Source organism: Brevibacterium sp. FME37 (assembly GCF_014897485.1).
In the GTDB taxonomy this organism is placed as follows: Bacteria; Actinomycetota; Actinomycetes; order Actinomycetales; family Brevibacteriaceae; genus Brevibacterium.
This window is the reverse complement of sequence record NZ_JABUYE010000003.1, coordinates 137,342-157,720: the sequence shown is the minus strand read 5'-3', so window position 1 is coordinate 157,720 and position 20,379 is coordinate 137,342. Positions and strand designations below refer to the sequence as shown.

General features: G+C 65.4%; 17 protein-coding genes. 10 read left to right on the top strand and 7 right to left on the bottom strand.

Features of this window, described 5'->3' with window-relative positions; translation table 11 throughout:
* Positions 1–8 precede the first annotated feature (8 nt).
* From INT29_RS04850 to purU, 5 genes are all read left to right on the top strand, one after another.
* Positions 9–305: a sarcosine oxidase subunit delta gene (locus tag INT29_RS04850; protein WP_101570060.1), complete on the top strand. Its 297-nt coding sequence runs from the start codon at positions 9–11 to the stop codon at positions 303–305.
* The gene (locus INT29_RS04845; RefSeq protein ID WP_193070896.1) at positions 302–3,304 is read left to right on the top strand and encodes a glycine cleavage T C-terminal barrel domain-containing protein; all 3,003 of its coding nucleotides are present in this window, start codon (positions 302–304) and stop codon (positions 3,302–3,304) included. The genes INT29_RS04850 and INT29_RS04845 overlap by 4 nt, the downstream gene beginning before the upstream one ends.
* The gene (locus INT29_RS04840; RefSeq protein WP_101570061.1) at positions 3,297–4,016 is read left to right on the top strand and encodes a sarcosine oxidase subunit gamma; all 720 of its coding nucleotides are present in this window, start codon (positions 3,297–3,299) and stop codon (positions 4,014–4,016) included. Before INT29_RS04845 ends, INT29_RS04840 begins: the two co-directional genes overlap by 8 nt.
* Positions 4,016–5,398: an L-serine ammonia-lyase gene (locus INT29_RS04835; protein WP_193070895.1), complete on the top strand. Its 1,383-nt coding sequence runs from the start codon at positions 4,016–4,018 to the stop codon at positions 5,396–5,398. The genes INT29_RS04840 and INT29_RS04835 overlap by 1 nt, the downstream gene beginning before the upstream one ends.
* Positions 5,399–5,525: 127 nt before the next feature.
* Positions 5,526–6,380 carry a formyltetrahydrofolate deformylase gene (gene purU, locus INT29_RS04830; protein ID WP_193070894.1) on the top strand — a complete coding sequence of 285 codons (855 nt, stop codon included), beginning with the start codon at positions 5,526–5,528 and terminating at the stop codon, positions 6,378–6,380.
* 181 nt (positions 6,381–6,561) lie between these two features.
* On the opposite strand, the gene INT29_RS04825 is transcribed toward purU, so the two are convergent.
* The gene (locus INT29_RS04825; protein ID WP_226841628.1) at positions 6,562–8,178 is read right to left on the bottom strand and encodes an aminotransferase class I/II-fold pyridoxal phosphate-dependent enzyme; all 1,617 of its coding nucleotides are present in this window, start codon (positions 8,176–8,178) and stop codon (positions 6,562–6,564) included.
* Between the two features lie 74 nt (positions 8,179–8,252).
* Here INT29_RS04825 and INT29_RS04820 point away from each other — a divergent pair, with 74 nt between their 5' ends.
* Positions 8,253–9,167, top strand: a complete 915-nt coding sequence (locus INT29_RS04820; RefSeq protein WP_101570065.1) for a LysR family transcriptional regulator — start codon at positions 8,253–8,255, stop codon at positions 9,165–9,167.
* On the opposite strand, the gene INT29_RS04815 is transcribed toward INT29_RS04820, so the two are convergent.
* Complete coding sequence (locus INT29_RS04815; protein ID WP_101570066.1) at positions 9,168–10,058, bottom strand: IclR family transcriptional regulator; 891 nt, start codon at positions 10,056–10,058, stop codon at positions 9,168–9,170.
* 106 nt (positions 10,059–10,164) lie between these two features.
* Here INT29_RS04815 and INT29_RS04810 point away from each other — a divergent pair, with 106 nt between their 5' ends.
* Both INT29_RS04810 and INT29_RS04805 read left to right on the top strand, forming a co-directional pair.
* The gene (locus tag INT29_RS04810) at positions 10,165–10,746 is read left to right on the top strand and encodes a dihydrofolate reductase family protein (RefSeq protein WP_193070892.1); all 582 of its coding nucleotides are present in this window, start codon (positions 10,165–10,167) and stop codon (positions 10,744–10,746) included.
* A gap of 162 nt (positions 10,747–10,908) precedes the next feature.
* Complete coding sequence (locus INT29_RS04805) at positions 10,909–11,715, top strand: ABC transporter ATP-binding protein (protein ID WP_101570213.1); 807 nt, start codon at positions 10,909–10,911, stop codon at positions 11,713–11,715.
* On the opposite strand, the gene INT29_RS04800 is transcribed toward INT29_RS04805, so the two are convergent.
* Positions 11,712–12,506 carry an SGNH/GDSL hydrolase family protein gene (locus INT29_RS04800; protein ID WP_193070891.1) on the bottom strand — a complete coding sequence of 265 codons (795 nt, stop codon included), beginning with the start codon at positions 12,504–12,506 and terminating at the stop codon, positions 11,712–11,714. The genes INT29_RS04805 and INT29_RS04800 overlap by 4 nt on opposite strands.
* Positions 12,507–12,593: 87 nt before the next feature.
* Between INT29_RS04800 and INT29_RS04795 the strand changes: the two genes are divergently transcribed.
* Positions 12,594–12,782 (top strand): hypothetical protein, encoded by a 189-nt coding sequence (locus INT29_RS04795; RefSeq protein WP_101570069.1) that lies wholly within the window; start codon positions 12,594–12,596, stop codon positions 12,780–12,782.
* Positions 12,783–12,844: 62 nt separating this feature from the next.
* Here INT29_RS04795 and INT29_RS04790 read toward each other — a convergent pair whose 3' ends face one another.
* Both INT29_RS04790 and INT29_RS04785 read right to left on the bottom strand, forming a co-directional pair.
* Positions 12,845–13,882 (bottom strand): threonine/serine dehydratase, encoded by a 1,038-nt coding sequence (locus tag INT29_RS04790; protein WP_101570070.1) that lies wholly within the window; start codon positions 13,880–13,882, stop codon positions 12,845–12,847.
* A gap of 166 nt (positions 13,883–14,048) precedes the next feature.
* Positions 14,049–15,401 carry an MFS transporter gene (locus INT29_RS04785; RefSeq protein WP_193070890.1) on the bottom strand — a complete coding sequence of 451 codons (1,353 nt, stop codon included), beginning with the start codon at positions 15,399–15,401 and terminating at the stop codon, positions 14,049–14,051.
* 309 nt (positions 15,402–15,710) lie between these two features.
* Between INT29_RS04785 and paaZ the strand changes: the two genes are divergently transcribed.
* On the top strand, positions 15,711–17,747 hold the full coding sequence (gene paaZ, locus INT29_RS04780) for a phenylacetic acid degradation bifunctional protein PaaZ (RefSeq protein WP_193070889.1): 2,037 nt from the start codon (positions 15,711–15,713) through the stop codon (positions 17,745–17,747).
* Positions 17,748–17,826: 79 nt separating this feature from the next.
* On the opposite strand, the gene INT29_RS04775 is transcribed toward paaZ, so the two are convergent.
* A complete protein-coding gene (locus tag INT29_RS04775) occupies positions 17,827–18,729 on the bottom strand; it encodes a diacylglycerol/lipid kinase family protein (RefSeq protein WP_193070888.1) in 903 nt (300 codons plus the stop codon).
* Complete coding sequence (locus tag INT29_RS04770) at positions 18,726–20,378, bottom strand: FAD-binding oxidoreductase (protein ID WP_193070887.1); 1,653 nt, start codon at positions 20,376–20,378, stop codon at positions 18,726–18,728. Before INT29_RS04770 ends, INT29_RS04775 begins: the two co-directional genes overlap by 4 nt.
* Between the last annotated feature and the right edge of the window lies 1 nt (position 20,379).

Genomic DNA, 20,379 nt, shown 5'->3' with positions numbered 1-20,379 from the left:
GGACGACCATGCTTCTCATCGACTGCCCGCACTGCGGGCCACGCGACGAAACCGAATTCCACTACGGCGGACAGGCTCACGTTGCCTACCCAGCCGACCCTCACGCACTGAGCGACCGGGAGTGGGCCGAGTTCCTCTTCTATCGCGACAACGACCGCGGCCTCTACGCCGAGCGGTGGAGCCACAGCCTCGGCTGCCGCAAGTGGTTCAACGCCGTCCGCGACACCGTGACCTATGATTTCACGGCCATCTATCCCATGGGTGCTCCACGCCCGACTCCAGCAGAAGGCGAGGCCGCACGATGAACTCCCTACATACGAGCTCCGCGGACGCTGGCGCACGGCGCCTGCCGCAGGCCACCGGGATCGACTCCTCGCGTCCTTTGCGCTTCACCGTCGATGGGCGGGCCTACGCGGGCTTCGCCGGCGACACGATTGCCAGCGCGCTCATCGCCGCGGGCCGCATCGACTGCGGTGCTTCGACGTACCTGGGACGATCTCGCGGGATCCTCAGCGCCGGCATCGAGGAGTCCAACGCCCTCGTCCGCGTGCATCCGCGCGTGGCCGGCGACGTCAGCGAATCAATGCTTCCGGCCACCCGTGTGCCTATCACGGACGGTCTCGAGGCCGATTATCTCTCGGGTCTGGGCATCCTCGACCCCGGTCAGGACGAACTTGTCTATGAGCACAAGCACGTCCATGTCGATGTTCTCATCGTCGGTGCCGGGCCCGCTGGTCTGGCCGCCGCGCGTGAGGCCGGCCGCTCCGGAGCCAGGACGCTCCTGCTCGATGACCGGTCCGCTCCCGGCGGGTCGCTGCTGGCAAGCTCGGGACGCACCGTCGAGGGAGCCCTCGACGAGTCCATCGACGATGTCCCCGCGGCGGAGTGGATCGAGACCACTGTCAACGGCTTCGCCGAGGCGGAGGAAACCACTTACCGTCCGAACACGACCGTCTTCGGCAGCTACGATTCGAACTTCTTCGTCGCTCTCGAAGACCGGACACGCGAACACGTCGAGACCGAGGGCTCGGGCGCGAGCGTCGGCTCTGCGGACAGCGACCGCGACGGCACCGCCTCCCGCGCGGGCACCCGGCAGCGGGTGTGGCACATCCGAGCCAAGCAGGTCGTGCTCGCCACGGGAGCACATGAGCGCCCCATCGTGTTCGCCGACAATGACCGACCGGGCATCATGCTCGCCTCGGCCGTGAGGACCTATCTCAACCGCTTCGGCGTCGTCGCCGGTCAGCGCATCGCGATTGCGGCGACGAACGATTCGGCCTACGAACTGCTGGCCGATCTGCACGCGGCCGGAATCGACGTTCCGGCGATCATCGACTCCCGGACCACAGCCTCGGCGATGGCAGAGAGGGTCGTCGGCAGGACGGGAACCCGACTCATCCTCGGCTCCACGGTCACCGGCACCGCAGGCGAGGGCCCGGCGGGGCGCATCAGCCGGGTCACCGTCGCACCCCTCGATGAGGATGCTGTGGCGGCCGAGTACGGCGAAGACATCGACGTCGACCTGCTCGCCGTGGCCGGAGGGTTCTCCCCGGTCATCCACCTGCACGGACAGCGCAGGGGCCCAATCGTTTGGCGCAGCGACATCGCCGCCTTCGTTCCGAGAACACCGGTGCGCGACCAGTTCACTGTCGGCGCGATCAATGGTGACTACGCTCTCGAAACGGCTCTCAAGGACGGTGCCGAGGCGGGCAATGCGGCAGCCGACCGCACCGGCTTCGCCGCCGCGCTCACCGTTCCCAAAGCCGCGGCGATGACCTACGCACCGGCGCGCCCACTGTGGCTGGTCACCTCGGCCGAGGCCGATCACACGGCGCTGACCACGCACTTCATCGACTTCCAGCGCGATCAGAGTGTGGCAGACGTGCAGCGGGCGATGAACGCAGGCATGCGCTCGGTCGAGCACGTCAAGCGCTACACCTCGATCTCGACAGGAGGCGACCAGGGCAAGACGAGTGCGGTCAATGCCATCGGCGCCATCGCCAGCATCCTCGGCGAGACCGACCTGGGCGCGGTCGGGCACACGACCTTCCGCGCTCCCTTCGCCCCAGTGCCCTTCGCAGCATTGGCTGGCCGCAGGAAGGGTGAGCTGTTCGATCCGGCACGCATCACCGCGATCCACCCCTGGCACGTTGCCCACGGAGCCGAGTTCGAAGACGTCGGACAGTGGAAGCGGCCCTGGTACTACCCCCTGCCGGGCGAGGACATGGAGGCAGCGGTGCTGCGCGAGGGCAAGGCCGTGCGTGAATCGGTCGGCTTCCAGGATGCCTCGACGCTGGGCAAGATCGAGATCCGGGGAACCGACGCCGGCGAGTTCCTCGGCCAGATCTACACGAACGGCTTCAAGAAGCTCAAGGTAGGCAAGGGCCGCTACGGTCTCATGTGCAAACCCGACGGCATGATCTTCGACGACGGCGTCACCCTGCGCGTGGCCGAGGACCGCTACTACATGACCACGACCACCGGCGGTGCCGCGACTGTCCTCGAATGGCTCGAGGAATGGCACCAGACCGAATGGCCCGAACTCGACGTCGTCTTCACCTCGGTGACGGAGCAGTGGTCGACAGTCGCGGTCGCCGGCCCGAAGTCGCGAGAGGTCATCGCCAAGATCGCCCCGAACCTCGACGTGTCCAATGAGAACTTCGAGTTCATGGGCTTCCGCGAGACGACCCTGGCCAACGGGATCCCGGCGCGCGTCTGCCGGATCTCCTTCTCCGGTGAACTGGCCTTCGAGATCAATGTCGAGAACTACTACGGCCTGGCCGTGTGGGAAGCCGTCGCCGAGGCGGGAGCCGAGTTCGACATCACCCCCTACGGCACCGAGGTCATGCACGTCCTGCGTGCCGAGAAGGGCTTCATCATCGTCGGTCAGGACACCGACGGGACCGTGACCCCGCAGGATGCGGGCATGGAGTGGATCGTCTCGAAATTCAAGGACTTCATCGGCAAACGCTCCTACTCACGGATCGACACGGCCCGCGAGGACCGCAAACACCTCGTCGGGGTCCTTCCCGTCGACGGCACGACCCGGCTGGCCGAAGGCGCGCAGCTCATCACCTCGGGCACCCCGGTGACTCCGGAGGCCGGGCCGGTGCCGATGATCGGCCACGTCACCTCCTCCTACATGTCGCCGAGCCTCGATCGCCCGATCGGTCTCGCCTTCGTCGAGAACGGCCGGAACCGGACGGGTGAGATCATCCAATCTCCGGTTGCCGGCTGCCTCGTCGACGTCGAGATCACCTCGCCCGTCTTCTACGATCCAGAAGGGAACCGCCGTGATGGCTGAAACCACCCACACCACCGAGCAGCGCCAGACTCAGCTGCGCAACGTCGAGTCCTCCGCTGAGGCACTCGATGCCCTCCGCGTCTCACCCGGTGCCCACCTCGCCGAGGAGATGGCCACCGCCACCGCTGTCGGCGGAGACGCCGTGGGGCTGCGGGAGCGAGCGTTCGCCGTCCAGCTCGGGCTGCGAGCCGCGCCGGGAACCGCCTCGGCCGAGGCGCTCGAGTCTGCTCTCGGGATCACCTTGCCCAAGCAGGTCGGCGAGGTCACCGGTGACGAAGCGGGACTGTATGCGCTCTGGCTGGGTCCCGACGAGTTCCTCGTCGTCGACGTCTCCCGGCGTCAGCGGCCCGGGGAGACACTCATCGCCGAAGCCTCTCTCGAGGGGTTGCCGGGACAGGCCGTGGATCTGTCCGCGAACCGCACGATCCTCGAACTGACCGGGTCGAAAGCCCGTGAGGTCCTCGAGAAGAGCGTGCGTACCGACCTCCACCCGCGGGCTTTCGGCGTCGGCACGGCGATATCGGCCCAACTGGGGCCGGTGCCTGTAATCGTGCACCACTGTGCGGCGCTGACGTACCGCATCTACCCGCGGGCGAGCTTCGCGGACTTCACGGTCCGCTGGCTGCTTGACGGAATGGCGGAGTTTCTCGCCGACGGGAGTGCCGTGGGAGTCGTCGGCAGCGCGAGTGCCGAGGCCGAGAGCAGCGACTGATGGCACTCGGTGTTCTCGACCTCTTCTCCATCGGCATCGGCCCTTCCTCCTCACATACGGTGGGTCCGATGCGGGCGGCGGCCCGGTTCCTGACCGACCTCGACGAATCCGGGGACCTCGATCGAGTTGAGAGGGTCCGGGTCGGACTCTACGGATCTCTGGGTGCCACCGGCATCGGCCACGGCTCCGACTCCGCAGTGCTGGCCGGGCTGTCGGGTCACGAACCCGAGACCCTCGACCCGGACATCATGGCACCGCTGGTCGCCGAGGTGAGCGCTCAGAGATCGCTCAACCTCGGCGGGCGGAGGCCGATCGTCTTCGACCCGGAGACCGACTTGGTTCTGCATCTGCGCGAATCGCTGCCCGGTCATCCCAACGGGATGCGTCTGAGCGCCGAGGTGGCCGGCTCCGTGATCGAACGCGACTACTATTCGATCGGGGGCGGCTTCGTCCTCACCGCCGACGAGATGGGAGGCGATTCCGACGTCTCACGCGACCGCTTCCACTTCTCGTCGGCCGATGAGCTATTGGCGCTCTGCCGGGACAACGAGCTGAGCATCGCCGAGCTCATGGCGCTCAATGAGCGGGAGCGACAGGCCGAGAGCGAACTGCGCCGGCAGCTGCTCGAGATCTGGGCTGTCATGCGCGATTGCGTCGATAACGGGTGCTCCCGCACCGAGAGGCAGCTTCCGGGTGGGCTGAAGGTCAGGCGTCGTGCTCCCGAACTGCGCGCCACGCTCGAAGCGGCCGAGTACCGGGCGTCGGGGTCCCTCGACGCTCTCGAATGGGTCAACCTCTACGCGCTGGCCGTCAACGAGGAGAACGCGTCCGGAGGGCGCATCGTCACCGCTCCGACGAACGGTGCTGCGGGGATCATTCCCGCAGTGCTGCACTACATGGACCGGTTCGTGATCAGCGATGACGAGTCACAGCAGTTCAGAGACGAGGCTGTGGTGACGTTCCTGCTCACCGCCGGCGCGATCGGAATCCTGTTCAAGCGCAATGCCTCGATCTCCGGGGCGGAAGTCGGCTGCCAGGGTGAAGTCGGCTCCGCCTGCGCGATGGCCGCCGCAGGGCTGTGCGCCGTGCTCGGCGGGAGTCCCGAACAGGTTGAGAACGCCGCGGAGATCGGCCTCGAACACAATCTGGGCCTGACCTGCGATCCGGTCGGGGGACTCGTCCAGGTCCCGTGCATCGAACGCAACGCTATCGCCGCAGTGAAGGCGATCAACGGCGCTCGGCTGTCGATGCACGGCGACGGCAGCCACCGGGTCAGCCTCGACCAGGCGATCGAGGCCATGCGTCAGACCGGTGCGGACATGAAGTCGAAGTACAAGGAGACCTCACGGGGCGGACTCGCCGTCAACGTCGTCGAATGCTGAGTCGCGGACTGGCGAACGGTGATAGCTGCGAGGGGCGGCTGCGAGGCCTGACGACCTGCGTGAAGTTGACCAGCACGACCAACCCGCCAATGATTGAAGACACCCACCGAGTAAGGAAGCAGCGGACATGCAGGACTACATCTTCACCCTTGAATGCGACGAACGACCGGGCATTCTCCATTCCGTCACCGGTGCGCTGCTGACTCATGGGGGTGACATCAAGGAACTCAAGCAGTTCGACGATCAGTACACGCAGCGCCTGTTCTTGCGCATTGATTTCAGCGTCGAGGACGAATCGAGCGCGGCGATCGATGGTCTGCGCAGCGACTTCGAGGCCATCGGCACCGAGTTCGGCGCCCGCTGGCAGCTGTGGCCGCAGGGAGAGAAGCGTCGGGTCCTCATCATGGTCTCGAAGTTCGAACACTGCCTCAACGATCTGCTCTTCCGCGCCCAGATCGGCGAACTGCCCATCGAGATCGCGGCCGTGGTGTCCAACCACCCCGACCACCGCGAACTCGTCGAATGGCACCACATCCCGTTCTTCCGCATCCCGGTGACCAAGGAGACGAAGCCCGAGGCCGAAGCGAAGCTGCTCGAACTCGTCGACCGCTTCGAGATCGACCTCGTCGTCCTCGCCCGCTACATGCAGGTCCTCTCCGATGACCTGGCCCGCGAGCTGACAGGCAAGGCCATCAACATCCACCACTCGTTCCTGCCCTCGTTCAAGGGCGCCAAGCCCTACCACCAGGCATGGGAACGGGGAGTCAAGACCGTCGGGGCGACCGCACACTTCGTCGACAGCGAACTCGACGAGGGTCCGATCATCGCCCAGCAGCTCGTCGAAGTCGACCACTCCTTCGGCCCCAAGGACCTTGTTGCCGCTGGTCGTGACGCTGAGTGCAAGGCCCTGTCCAATGCGGTGAAGTGGCACTGCGACGGCCGCGTGTTCCTCTCAGGGAAGCGGACCGTCGTCCTGCGCTGAGTGAGCGGGGCCGGGGGCGCCGGGGCCGAGGCACGGTCGCGGTGCCGCTGCATTTCATCGCGGGGCTACCTTAGCTTCGAGGGCAGAGAGTAGAGAGTGCGCGCTCGAAGCTAACCTGCACTCTCGGCGATCTGGCGATCACGGCGCTGGGCGATCACGGCGCTGGGCGACCACGGCGCGCTCAGCCGGCCGCAGGTTCTTCGGCCACGACGTTGAAGGTGTCCATCCTCGAATCCTGGGCTCCGCGTACATAGCCCGACGGGGCCGCCGCAGTCATGCGGAGGAAATCGACGACCTCTGCGCTGAGTACCTCACCGGGCAGAACGTTGGGCACACCGGGCGGGTACGCGGCCAGAGCATCGGCCGAGACTTGGCCGACCGCCTCGGCGAAGGGGACGGTCTGCGGCGTTGCAAAATAAGCATCGCTGATCTCCAGGCGCTTCTCGCAGCTGCCCGGAAGAACGATGGGACGCTCCGGCTCGGCCTCCGAGCGCGGCAGTTCCTGCAGCGCCGTCCAGAAGCGATCGACGTCGACGGGCGAGGTGGCGCCGATGAGCAGCAGCAGCGCCGAGGGCGTGGCCAGCTCGCAATAGATCCGGTGATCCCGAATCAGCTGATACTGGGCCTCGGCGCCTGTGATTCCCGCACCACGGGTGTCGATGACGATCTTGAACGGATCGTTGCCGATCGCATCATGCCCGCCGAGGATGTCGGGAGTCGCGTCGCGGAATCGGATGTCGTTCTTGACCCGGGTGCGGATCTCCTCGGCAGTGGCCAGCGCCTCGTCGATCGCCTCCGGATGGGTGACCAGGTGGCGGCGCGCCTCGTCGAGGGAGGACAGGAGGATGGCACTGGACGAGGTCGACTGATAGGACTTCACGACTCGATCGACCAGGGTCTCGATGCGCCTGGCCTGCGTGCCGTGGCCCAGGTGGATCATCGCGGACTGCGCGAGCGAGCCGGCGCCCTTATGAGTGCTGGAGATGACGAGGTCGGCGCCCAGGCGCACAGCGTTGACGGGCAGCTGCGGGTGCAAGCCGAAATGGGAGCCCCAGGCCTCATCGACGATGAGGGGAACATCGTGAGCGTGGGCCACCTCGGCGATGGCGGCGATATCGGACACGGCACCGAAGTAGCTGGGGGAGACGAGATAGACGGCGGCGGACTCCGGATGCTCGGTCAGGGTGTACTCGACCTGGGCCGGAGTCACGCCGTGGGAGGAACCGAGTCCAGGATCGACGCGACCGTGGATGAAGTGGGGGCGCAGTTCGGCGTGAGTGACGCCATCGATGACCGAGGAGTGGACGCTGCGTTGGAGCACGAACTCACGGCCCAAACCGCGTACGACGGTGGTGGCGATGTGATTGCCGCCCGATGCTCCGTTGGTGATGAACCAGGTGCGGGACGCTCCCCAGGCCTCGGCGGCGAGCTGCTGCGCGGCCATGATCGGGGTGACGCGATCGTGGTTGATCATCCGCCAGTTCTCCTGGTCCACACCGCTGAAGAGCATGGGGAAGTCGATGCTCATGCCGGCCTCACCGACGACCTCGGCGAGTCCGGGAGCATGCGAGCGGCTGCCCTGATGGGCGGGCACGTGCAGTCGCTGCCAGTCCTCGGCGGCCAAAGACCGCAGGGCCTCGGCATAGGGCGCGGTGTGCTGATGGGGGTCGATAGCGGAGTCTGCCTGTGCAGGCGCGGAGCCGATCGCGGTGGAGGACGCTGGGTCTGGCGCGGACGTTGAGTCGGCGTGCGCAGGGCGGGTCGCGGTGTCTGGGTGCAGATGGGTTTCGGCGAGCATGTGTCCCACACTAGGGATCACAGGCCGCCTAGGATATAGCAAGAAATCGTCCACAGTGTCATAGTGTCTATACTATGATGAATCTGCAGCAGTTCCGGGTGCTTCTGGCCATTCGGGACGAGGGAAGTCTCAATCGGGCCGCCGAGGTGCTCGAGCATGGAGTCCCGACCGTGACCCATCATCTGCGCACCCTCGAATCCCATCTGCGGGTCAAGCTCGTCGACCGCTCCCGAAACGGAACCCGTCTGACGCCTCTGGGCGAGTCCTTCGCCGAAGAGATCGAACCGGTCCTTGCCCGCATCGACCGGGCCGAGCAGCTCGTCACAGCCCAGCGCGATGCCGGTGTCGTCTCCCTGCGCATCGGGTCGTTCTCCTCGATCGGTTCGCGCCTCCTGCCGGCCGCGATCGCCGAGCTCCAGCAGCGGACGTCCGTGCGCGTCGAGGTCATCGAGGCCGAACCCAGTGAGGTAGTGAGGATGCTTCACAGCGGTGAGGTCCACGCAGGGCTCATCTATGACATTCCCGAACTGCCCGAATTCGCGGGACCTGAACTGCGTCTGCGCACCCTCCTCGACGAGCCCTACCGGGTGATGGTCGCCCGCGACGGTGAGCTCGCGAGGCATGAGGTCCTCGACTTCGCGACGATGAGCGAGGTCGATTGGGTGCTCAGCCACAACGAATCCGAGGCTTCGGTGCGAGTGCTGCGACGGATCTCCCGCGGCCTCGGCTATGAGCTGCGCGAACTCATGCGCAGCGACGATCTTTACATGATCCATGGGCTCGTGGCCGAAGGCCTCGGATGCGCCCTGACCACCGAGGTGGCCGTGGACACCGACTTCGACGTGGTCTTGCGTCCGGCGAAGCAGGACCTCGGCCAGCGTCGAGTCTCCTTCGTCACCAGGCCGGGAGCAAACCCCGCAGCCGTGGGCTGGCTGGGCGAGATCCTGAGCTCGGTGGCGGCGCGACTGGGGGCCGCCTCGGCGAGGTGATCAGGGATCTGCCTGCGTGCTCAGCGCCTCGGTGATGGCGTTGGCTTCGCGGCGGAGTAAGGCGACGAGGCGTTCGACGCGGGATCCGGTGACACGATCGGCGATGCTCGCGATCGACAGGGCTGCGCGGGGTCGGCTGCCACGGATCTTCAGGGGCACGCCCACAGCCCAGGAGCCTTGGGCGAAGAGGCCGGGATTGTGCACGAAACCGTCGACGCGGGCCCGGTCGATGATGTCGCGCAGGGCCGCGACGGAGACCTTGGGGTAGCGTTCGGCGAAGATCTGGGCGTTGGCCTCGAAGTGGGCGTCCACCTCGGCGGGGGAGAGTTCGGAGAGGATCGCGAGGCTGCCGGCGCCGATGCCCAAGGGGTGGCGATCGCCTACCGACAGAGCGTTGTTCAGTATTTCGCCGAAGCCCTCTTCGCGCCGGGCACAGATCGAATAGCTGCCGGTGCGCAGGGTGAGGAAGGCCGTGTCCTGGCTGAGCTCAGCCAGGCGCAGCAGGCTCGATTCCGACTCTGTGACCAGGGGGTCCACGGATTTCTGCGCCAGCTGGCCCAATATCTGCGACTGCACGCCGAGTCGATATCCGCCTTCGTCGAGGCGTTCGACGTAACCCATGGCGATGAGCGCTTGGAGCATGCGGTGGACGCTGGCCTTAGGGCGTCCGCTGATCGAGGCGACCTCGGAGAGGCTGGCACCGGTTCCGCGCTCGCCGGCGATGAGTCCGACGAGGTTGAGCAGGGACAATGCACGCTGGATGCTCTGGGCGCCCGTGCCGGGTTCGAGATCATCGACGGCATGAGCGACGTTGAAGGACGCCGAACGGCGCAGGATCTTCCCCCGCATCTTCATCCGGTGTTCGTCTTGAGGATCGGCGCCGTTGTACATGCCTCTATTATGGTCCCGCTCGATGGCCGCAGCTGCAACGGGTCTGGTCATCATCGGCGACTGGGCGCACACTGAGTGCACCGCATCCGCTCTGGGAGGAGCAATCATGACTGCCACCTATACCTTCGACGTGTTCTCCAGCTTCGATGGGTTCGCATCGGTCGGCGCCGATGGCGACTGGGGAGGCTACTGGGGCAAGCAAGGTCCCGAACTCCTTGAACATCGGCTCGAACTCTACAGCGGCGAGAACCGCCTCGTCCTCGGCGCAAACACCTATCGCGATTTCGCCTCTATGCTCACTGACTCCGAGGTCTACTCCGACGTGCTCGATCCGTGGGTCACTGCAATGCGCAACTGCCCGACCACGGTCGTCTCGAACTCGCTGACAGAGCCGCTCGACTGGCCCGACGCGACGCCGGCTGCCGGTGACGCTCTCGAGGTGGTGGCGCGGATGAAAGAGGAATCCGATGTGCCGATCCGCTCGCATGGAAGCCTGTCGATGAACCGCGCCCTCATGGATGCAGGGCTCGTCGATCGCCTGCAGGTCACGGTCTACCCGGTCATCACCGGCCGCACAGGCACCCAACCCATCTTCGCCGGAACACAGGACTTCGACCTCGAGCTGCTCGAATCCACACTGCTCGACGGGAGAACTCAAGAGCTTATCTATCGACCGAGACTGCACTGAATCCAGGATGTGGAACATGGTTCTGCCGGGCCAGGTCCACCTTCGCGACACCGGGACCTAGAATCGACAACGGCTCCGTACGGGAGTCGGCCCCGAGTGGAGCCGAGCGACCTTGACCTGGTCGGCCGAGTGGCCTCGACGTGGAAAGAGAGTGTGGACGACGTGGGAACGACTGTCCTGAAACTGGACGAAGTGACCTTCCGACGTGGGGAGACGAAGATCCTCCACGGCATCGATCTGGAGATCGGGCAGGGCGAGCACTGGGTCCTCATCGGCCCCAACGGCGCCGGGAAGTCGACGATCCTCAGCTTCGCTTCCGCACAGGTCTTTCCCACCTCCGGAACGGTCGACATCCTCGGACAGCGCATGGGCCGGGTCGAACTCCAGGCCCTGCGCCGCCACATCGGACACGTCAACCCACGCCACCCCCTGCGCTCGAACCTGTCCGTGCGCGAGGTCGTCCTCACCGGCCTGACCGGAACGATCGAACGGCCACTGCGATGGGAGCCGACCCCGGACGAGATTGCGAAAGCCGATGATCTCATCGCCGAGGTGGGTCTGAGTTCCCGTGCGGACGCAGGCTGGAAGGTGCTGTCCCAGGGTGAACGGGGGCGCGCACTCGTGGCCCGATCTCTCATCGCTGATCCCCAGCTCCTCCTGTTCGACGAGCCGACCACTGGTCTCGATGTGGCCGCTCGCGAGCAGCTGCTCGAGACCATCGACTCGCTCTCGGTCACCTCGCCGCAGCTGACGACGCTGCTGGTCACGCACCATCTCGAGGAGATTCCGGAGTCGACGTCCCACGCGATGCTGATCTCCCACGGCCGGCTCACCGCGGCAGGTGAGATCGCCGAGGTGCTCAGCACCGAGCAGGTCAGCGCCGCCTTCGAACACCCCATCGACGTCGGTTTCGCCGACGGTCGCTGGTCGGCCCGCGCGATCCGGCAGCGTCAGGCTGCGGTGCTCTAGTCTGCGAGCAGGCCCACCAGGTCATCGGCGATCGCCGTCATCCCTGCCTGATTCGGGTGAAACGATCCGCCGATCTTGTCGAGAGCGGTGTGCAGAGGCTGAACCCACGGATCCGCTGAACCGAGGCTATGACCTCGGCCCAGCTCGGACGCGAGCAGCAGATCGACGTCTCTGAGTGCGGCGGCCTCGGCGAAGACGCGCTCAATCGCTGACTGGAGTGCCAGCAGTTTCGACAGCTCTTCAACTGTGAACGGCGTCGCTTCGGGCGTGGAGATGTCTGCTTCCAGCACGGTGAGATAGTCGACGAGAACGACCCGAGCAGTGGGTGCCTGTGCCCGAATCCCATCGATGACGGCGACGAGACTTCGGGTCGCCTCGGCGATGACATCTTCTGAAGCCGGCGGAATCCCGTTGGGGAACATGAGCCCCATCATCTCCAGGAGCGGACTGCTGGGTTCTGCGTGTTTCAGCGCCGTGTAGAGCATCGACCCTGAGAATTGGAGATCGTTGCCGCCAACCGTCACGGTCACCACATCCGCGTTGCCGGGCAGCCCCTCCGGTTGGGGCGGAAACTGACCCGGTCCGATCTGTGACTGCTGCGGGGTGTCGACAACATTGGCCGATGTCGCACCGCTAACGCTGAGGTCGCTCAGCTGCCAGCCGAGTCGCCGAGCCAGCTGATGAGCGTAGTTGTTCGACGATCGCATCGCCTGGACGTCGGCGACCGGTTCGATGCCGGGACCAGCGGCGAAGGAGCTTCCGAGCGCGACGAGGTGCTTTGCCGTGGTCATGGGCTCATCTTCCCATGGTGAGACTGCGCAGCGGGGGTGATGCAATCGATGATTGCGCGCCCACTCCGCGCGGCTTAGTCTTGAGGTATGAAGATGAGTACCGTATGGAGCATCATTGGCGCAATCATCGCCATCATCATCGCGTGGTGGGTGGTCAACGTCGCGTTCTCGATCGCGTGGTTCCTCGTCAAAGCCATCATCGCCGTCATCGTCGCGGCCGCAATCTTCGGCCTCATCAAGGCCTCGCTGAAGTCCAAGGACAAGCAGCGCGGCTAGGGCAGCTTGCTGAGTCCTACAGGGTTGGTTGCTGCGTATTACACGGCTGGCTTCTGAGTTCTTCAGAGATCGCCGAGGCTGGTGTTCGCCCCGCACAGAACGACGCACACCTTCTCATCCGGTCCGGGAACGTAGCTCGCGGGACTGCCAGAACCTGAACTTGAACCTGAACCACCTGAGCCGTGGATTCCGGCCAGCGCCGTTGCCGCTGCATGTTCAACCGCCAAACGATGCTCGCTCCACAGGTGCTGGCGAGCGGAGATGATCTGCTCATCGGCGACGAACACCGAGGTGACAAGGTCACTCTGCGCGGCCGCCACCGCCAAGGACGTGGCTCGCCTGGCACCCAGAGAATCGGCGGCCACCGAATCGACCGGAACATCGACAGGCTCACCCGCAGCCAACGCAGCATTCAACGCCCGACAGTTCGCAGGCTCCACCACGACGGTGCGCACCCCGTGGAAGGTCGCGGCCGTCGCCACTCCGGCGAACAGGCCCCCTCCTCCGGCAGAGACGACGATCGTGTCGAGGTCGGGAATCTGGGACAAGATCTCGGTCATCAACGTGCCGGCGCCAGCGGCGATGAGCGGATTGTCATAGGCGTGTGAAGCCAAGGCACCGGAGGCTTTGACGAATTCCTCGCAGGCCAGGGCCGCCTCGGCGAATTCGGAGCCGATCAGGCGCACCTGCGCACCATAGCCGCGCAGTCGCTCGACCTTGACGGCCGGCGCATTGGTGGGCAGGAACACGGTTGCCGGAACGCCGGCGTCGCGGGCCGCCCACGCGCACGCCAAGCCCGCGTTGCCACCTGATGCGATCGTGACTCCGGCTTCGGGGAAGGTGCCCTCTGCCAGATGTGTCTGGATGAAGTTCTGCGCGCCCCGAGCCTTGAATGAGCCGGTGTACTGCATGAACTCGAGGGCGAAGTGGACCCCTGAGCCAGCCGGGTCATGAGCAGGTGAGGCAGACCACGTCGCGGCCGTCGGCGTCGGTGCGGCGGGTGCCTGACCGGGCTGGGCGGAGGCCACCGTCACCGGACGCACCCGCCCGGAGATCCTGGTCGCCGCCGCTTCGATATCGGGGTAGGACAACTGCGTCACTGGAGCCTCCTCAAATTGTGCACTCTCAGTTGTTGAGACTGGACAGGCTGATCACTTTTGATGCACCGAGCCAGTCTGCAGACTGGTCTGCTGCACCAAAAGTGATCGGTTCCGACTCCACCCTACGGGCATGCGCCTACGGGCATGCGCCTACGGGCGTGCGCGTTCAGCTCGTGTGCTTGAGAATTCCCAGTGGTGCGCCCTTGGGCTCCTTGACCAGGCTGACGGCGACGAGGGAGATGATGCAGACGACGATCATGTAGGCCGCGATCGACAGTGAGTTGCCGGTCCGGGCCAGCAGCGTTTCGGCGATCGTGGGGGCGAAAGCCCCGCCGAGGATCGCGCCGAGGGCGTAGCCGATCGAGACTCCCGAGTAGCGGACCTGCGGTGGGAACATCTCCGCATACATCGCCGACATCGGGCCGTAGGACAGGCCCATGCCGACTGTGAGGATGAAGATGCCGATGCCGTACAGCCAGATGTTGGCCTGATCGATCATGATGAATGTCGGGATGAGCCACACGATGAGGAGGACGTAGCCGATCTGGAAGGTGCGCACCCGACCCAGCTTGTCCGAGAGCGCGCCACCCCACATCGTGAAGACCAGCCAGCCGAAGCTCGCCAGGGTCGTGGCCAGAAGCACGGGGGCGCGGTCGAGGCCGACGGAGCCGCCCTGATCGAGAGGCCTGGAGGCGTAGGCAGCGAAGAAGGCGATGATCATGTAGCCCACTGCATTGTTGCCGATGAAGATGAGGGCCGAGAGGACGACCTCCTTGGTGTTCTTCTTGAACAGGGTGCCCAGCGGAGCGGAGGACTCGGCGCGGCGTTCGGCGAGTTCGGCGAAGACCGGGGACTCCTCGACCTGGCGGCGGATGTAATAGCCGACGATGACGAGCACGACGGAGAACAGGAACGGAATCCTCCAGCCGAAGCTCGCGAACTGGTCGGGGGTGAGGATGGTGGTCAGGATCCAGATCACGCCGGTGGCGAGGATCATGCCCACCGGAACGCCGATCTGTGGGTAGGCACCGAAGAGTCCCCGTTTGTTCACCGGGGCGTGTTCGACCGAGAGCAGTGCGGCACCGCCCCATTCGCCGCCGGCGGAGAAGCCCTGCAGGATGCGCAGCAGCGTGAGCAGGATGGGCGCACCGATTCCGATGGCCGCATAGTTGGGCAGCAGCCCGATGAGCGTGGTCGCGGCACCCATGAGGATGAGCGTGAGGACGAGCATCTTCTTGCGTCCGATGCGGTCGCCGAGGTGGCCGGCGATGATCGCGCCCAAGGGCCTGAACAGGAACGAGATCCCGAGCGAGGCCCACGCCATGATCTGACCGAGCGCCGGGTTGTCAGACGCCAAAGGACCGAAGTACTGGACAGAGAGGATGAGCCCTGCCGCCTGGGCGTAGATGAAGAAGTCGTACCACTCTATGGTGGTGCCGACGAGGGTCCCGGCCAGGACTCTGCGTTCCTCGCGGGTGATCGAAGCCGGCACGGGTGCCGCGGGTGATGTTGTGGACATGAGTGGATCTTCCTTGGATTGCTGTCTGCAGGAGCCGATCTGCAGGTGACGTATCTGCGTTCGCAGGTCGAGCTGCGTGCGGCGTACGCGGTGGTCCTCGACTCTGAGTGATCGCCGGTGCGTACGCGCAAGTGACTGAATGGTCAGTAATTACTTTCGAGCATAGTGCAGATGGTGATCGCTGTCACTCGGGCGGCAGCTCAATGACAATAACCGACCAATTGGTTAGTATTGCCTTCAGGAAGCGGCAGCGGTGCCGATGTCGGCCGCCGTGCACCGGGAGACAGAGTTCGACCAGGGAGAGACGATATGACCGAAATTCTCAGTTCGTATGTGGCAGGCGACTGGCACACCCCCAGCGGAGACACGAGCAGTGCCCGAGCCGTCCATGATGCGACCAACGGGCAGCTCCTCCATCACGTCTCTTCGTCCGGCATCGACTTCAAGGCCGTTGACGATTACGCCAAGACCACAGGCATCGCCGAACTGCAGAAGCTGACCTTTCACCAGCGCGGCGTCATCCTTAAGAAGCTCGGCGCCTACCTCATGGAGCGCGCCAAGAACTATCACGAGATCTCGTTTTCCACCGGCACCACGAAACGCGACGGCTTCGTCGACATCGAGGGCGGCATCGGCACCCTCTTCACCTACTCTGGTGTGGCCCGTCGGCAGATGCCCAACTCCACGGTCCACCTCGACGGGGGAATCGAGCGCCTGTCGAAGAACGGCACCTTCGTCGGCCGCCACATCCTGACCTCCCGGCAGGGCCTGGCGCTCCAGATCAACGCCTTCAACTTCCCCGTCTGGGGCATGCTGGAGAAGTTCGGCCCCATGTTCGTGGCCGGCATCCCCGTCGTCGTCAAGCCCGCCACCGACACCGCCCACCTGACCCGCGCCGTTGTCGCGGATATGATCGAATCCGGACTGCTGCCCGACGGTGCCCTCCAGCTCATCAGTGGTGATGTCACCCCACTCTTCGACCACCTGGCAGAGCAGGACGCGATCGCCTTCACCGGCTCCGCGAACACAGCTAAGCACCTCGGCGGCCTGGACTGCGTACGCGATCGCGGCACCCGCTTCTTCGCCGAGGCGGACTCGCTCAACTTCTCACTGCTCGGTCCCGATGCCGGACCAGGCACCGAGGAATTCGACCTCTTCGTCTCCGGCGTCGTGGCCGAGATGACCGTCAAGGCCGGGCAGAAGTGCACTGCGATCCGCCGTACCTTCGTCCCCGAGCAGCACAAGCAGGCAGTCGCCGAGGCGCTCGTCACGAAACTCGAGACGCAGGGTGTCGGCGATCCTCGTGAGAAGGCGACGCGACTGGGGCCGGTCGTCTCTGTCAAACAGCGTTCCGACGTTCTCGACGCCATCGACACGATCACCTCGGCGGGGGCACGCGTCCTCACAGGCGGACGCGAAGCCTCGGACGAACTGGCGAAGAACCTCGGCGGAGCCTATGTCGCGGCCACCGTGCTCGAGGTCGACGACCCCTGGGTCGACGCCGTTCACGACATCGAGGCCTTCGGCCCGGTGACCTCGCTGATCACCTATTCCTCCACCGAGGAGGCTGTGCGTCTGGCCGCCCGCGGACGCGGTTCCCTGGTCGGCTCGGTCATCACCCACGATGCCGAGTTCGCCACCGAATTCGTCCGTCAGGTCGCCCCCTGGCACGGACGCATCCTCGTCCTTGACCGCGATGACGCCGGGGAATCGACCGGACACGGCTCACCCCTGCCCACCCTCATCCACGGCGGCCCGGGACGTGCCGGCGGCGGCGAGGAGATGGGCGGCCTGCGCGGCGTCGAGCACTTCATGCAGCGCACCGCGATCCAGGCCTCCCCAGACATGCTCACCGCCATCGGCGGCGAGTGGGTGAACGGAGCCCAGCGCCGGGCCGGTCAGCACCCGTTCACGAAAACCTTGGCGGACCTGCGCGTGGGCGACGCCCTCGAATCCGAATGGCGTGAAGTCACGCTCGAGGACATCTCGCACTTCGCAGAGTTCACCGGCGACACCTTCTACGCCCACACCGACGAGGAGGCGGCGGCCGCGAACCCGTTCTTCCCGGGACGCGTGGCTCACGGCTACCTCATCGTGTCCTTCGCCGCAGGACTCTTCGTCCAGCCGGACCCCGGCCCGGTGCTCGCAAACTACGGTCTCGAAGGCCTGACCTTCATCACCCCGGTCTCACCAGGTGATTCACTCAAGGTCACGCTGACCGCCAAGCGCATCACTCCGCGTGAGACCGATGAGTACGGCGAGGTCCGCTGGGACGCTCAGGTCGTCAACCAGAACGACGAACCCGTCGCGAACTACGACGTGCTGACCCTGGTCGCGAAGGAATAATCGCCGGCGTAATTGTGTCGGGCCGGGCCGTGCTTCGGACGTGTCCCGGCTGGGCTCAGTCCGGCAGACCCTCGGCAGATCAGCGCGGAACGCGGACCCGCAGCGCCGCAGGTCGGATCGAGAGTGTGGCGGGGGTGTGTGCGACGGCATCACCGTCGGCGACGATCTCGACCGGCGCGGCTCCCTCGCGGGCCGCAATGGACACCTCACGGGCGTGACGAAACGTGATATGCGGGTGAAAGGCGCGCAGACCCAGCGTGAACGCTACGAGCTCGACGGCCAGCCGCGGCAGCCACACGTCCCTGAGCAGCACCACATCGATGAGACCGTCGTCGATCTTCGCTCCCGGAGAGAGTTTCAGTCCACCTCCGTAGCGGCCGGAGTTGGCGAAGCCTGCCGTGTATCCGCGGAAGTCGACCTCTTCGCCATCGAGGATCAGTGACAGATCAATGCGCTGCGGCGCCAGGATTGCGCGGATGATGCCGTACAGATAGACCCAGTGTCCCTTGATTCGGTGCACCGAATCGGCATAGACCTGGACTGCGGAGTCCAGTCCGAGGCAGACATTGCCCACCGATATCCGCCCGTTGAGGTCGATGACATCGATGGAGCGGTCGCGTCCCTCAGCGATGATGGCGACGGCGGCTTCGATTCCCTTCGGAATGCCGAGCTTGCCGATGAGGTCATTGCCTCGCCCTCCAGCGACGATGCCCAGAGCGGTCTGTGTGCCGATCAGTCCGGCAGCGACAGCGCGAACCATTCCATCTCCACCCAGAGAGACGACGAGTGCTGCATTCTGCGCCGCATAGTGTGCGGCCAGCTCTCCGGCGTGCTGTTCGCTGGTGGATTCGATCAGCTGCGCTGTCATCCCATTAGCGGCGAAGGCTGCTTTGACCGGTCCGATCCGCTTCCAGACTGCTCCATGACGGGCTGCCGGGTTGAGGATGACGGGCACCGACAGCGGCGGCGGTGCGGTGGTCATAGTTCCGTCGGTCCGTGCATGAGCTTTCCCGGATTCATGATTCCTTCCGGGTCCACTTCGGCTTTCGCTGCGCGCAGCATCTGCAACCACAGATCGCCGGTTTCCTGGGGCAGCCACGGTGCATGGTCTGCTCCGGTGCCATGGTGGTGGGTGATCGTGCCGCCGTTATTGACCGCAGCATCACTGGCCGCTGTCTTCAGCGCCTTCCACTGCTCCATCTCCTGGCCCTCCTGCTGCTGAGCGAACACGGTGTAATAGAGCGAGCAGCCGGAGGTGTAGAGGTGAGAAATATGGCACAGCACCAGAGCCGGCGTGCCGCGCTCGGCCAGTGATTTCTCGATGTCCTGCTTGATCGTCTCGTGCAGGTCCTCGATCCTGCTCCAGGGTGCGGCCGTCTCCATCGTCTCGACGATGATGCCTTCGGTCAGCAGCTGATCGCGCAGATATGGGGTCGAGAAGCGGTGCTTCTCCCACATGGTCTCGGGACTGCCGCCGACGCTGACGCCCCGGTGCCTCTTCGCGATTTCACGCCCGGTGGACCGGCGCACCCTCGCCTCCGCTTTGGGGCCGTCGTAACGCAGCACCAGCATGCAGGGGGTGGTGACTCCTCGAGCGCGAAGATAGGCCAGGAGGCCCTTGCGTTGGACGTCGCTGCCGAGCTGCGCCAGACCGAACGCAGTCTCGTTGACATCGGAGAGTCGCGCAATGTCGGGACGCAGTCCCTGTTGTTCCAGCTCACGCAGTGCCGTGGCACCCGAGTGGAAGTCGCGGAAGAACCAGGCATCCGGCAGCATCGCCTCGGGCAGAGACTTGATGCGCAACGTGGCCTGGGTGATGATTCCGAATGTGCCCTCGGACCCGACGAACATCTGACGAGGGTTGGGCCCGGCCGCTGTGGCGGGTGTCGAACGCAGTGTGATCGGGCCGCTCGGAGTCGAGGCACGCAGACCGAACACGTTGTCATCGATGCGACCGTAGCCGCTCGACTGCTGACCAGCCGATCGTGTGGCGACCCAGCCACCGACGGTGCTGAACTCGAACGACTGCGGGAAGTGGCCGAGTGTGAAGCCCACAGACTGCAGCTTCTCCTCGAGGTCCGGGCCGAAGACTCCGGCTTGGGCAGTCACCGTCAAGGATTCCTCATCGATATCGAGGACCTCATCGAGGCGAGCCAGATTGATGCACACGCAGCTGCGGAAGTTGGGGCGGAACGCGGCGATACCTCCGACGACGCTTGTGCCGCCACCGAAGGGCACGACCGCTATGCGCTCCGCCTGACAGATGGCCAACAGCTCGTCGACCTCGGTCTCGGATTCCGGGTAGAGCACGGCATCGGGGGCGAAGGGCATGGTGCCCCTGCGCAGGCGCAGCAGGTCCGGCAGGCTGCGTCCGGCGGCATGGGAGACGCGGGTCGCATGATCCTCGCGAACGTAGTCGGCACCCAGCAGCTCGATGAATTGAGCACGCGCCCGCCCAGGAAGATCGGGTTCGGGCAGCTGCACGGCGTCGAGATCGATCGGCGTGTGGTTGACACCTTTGGGCCAGCCGCAGGTTGCGGTCAGCATCTTCTTGGCGCCGGGCTTGACCGGGTCGTCATTGCCGTCCTCGCCCCAGCCCCACCAGCGCATCCTCGGTTGAGTCTTCTCCATG

Excerpts from the sequence above, each read along its gene's own strand:
- INT29_RS04820 (WP_101570065.1), top strand. The coding sequence starts at position 8,253 with ATGATGAATCTGCAGCAGTTCCGGGTGCTTCTGGCCATTCGGGACGAG.
- INT29_RS04835 (WP_193070895.1), top strand. The coding sequence starts at position 4,016 with ATGGCACTCGGTGTTCTCGACCTCTTCTCCATCGGCATCGGCCCTTCC.
- INT29_RS04815 (WP_101570066.1), bottom strand. The coding sequence starts at position 10,058 with ATGTACAACGGCGCCGATCCTCAAGACGAACACCGGATGAAGATGCGG.
- INT29_RS04845 (WP_193070896.1), top strand. The coding sequence starts at position 302 with ATGAACTCCCTACATACGAGCTCCGCGGACGCTGGCGCACGGCGCCTG.
- INT29_RS04770 (WP_193070887.1), bottom strand. The coding sequence starts at position 20,378 with ATGGAGAAGACTCAACCGAGGATGCGCTGGTGGGGCTGGGGCGAGGAC.
- paaZ (WP_193070889.1), top strand. The coding sequence starts at position 15,711 with ATGACCGAAATTCTCAGTTCGTATGTGGCAGGCGACTGGCACACCCCC.
- INT29_RS04800 (WP_193070891.1), bottom strand. The coding sequence starts at position 12,506 with ATGACCACGGCAAAGCACCTCGTCGCGCTCGGAAGCTCCTTCGCCGCT.
- INT29_RS04810 (WP_193070892.1), top strand. The coding sequence starts at position 10,165 with ATGACTGCCACCTATACCTTCGACGTGTTCTCCAGCTTCGATGGGTTC.
- INT29_RS04795 (WP_101570069.1), top strand. The coding sequence starts at position 12,594 with ATGAAGATGAGTACCGTATGGAGCATCATTGGCGCAATCATCGCCATC.
- purU (WP_193070894.1), top strand. The coding sequence starts at position 5,526 with ATGCAGGACTACATCTTCACCCTTGAATGCGACGAACGACCGGGCATT.
- INT29_RS04785 (WP_193070890.1), bottom strand. The coding sequence starts at position 15,401 with ATGTCCACAACATCACCCGCGGCACCCGTGCCGGCTTCGATCACCCGC.
- INT29_RS04825 (WP_226841628.1), bottom strand. The coding sequence starts at position 8,178 with ATGCTCGCCGAAACCCATCTGCACCCAGACACCGCGACCCGCCCTGCG.
- INT29_RS04840 (WP_101570061.1), top strand. The coding sequence starts at position 3,297 with ATGGCTGAAACCACCCACACCACCGAGCAGCGCCAGACTCAGCTGCGC.
- INT29_RS04850 (WP_101570060.1), top strand. The coding sequence starts at position 9 with ATGCTTCTCATCGACTGCCCGCACTGCGGGCCACGCGACGAAACCGAA.
- INT29_RS04775 (WP_193070888.1), bottom strand. The coding sequence starts at position 18,729 with ATGACCACCGCACCGCCGCCGCTGTCGGTGCCCGTCATCCTCAACCCG.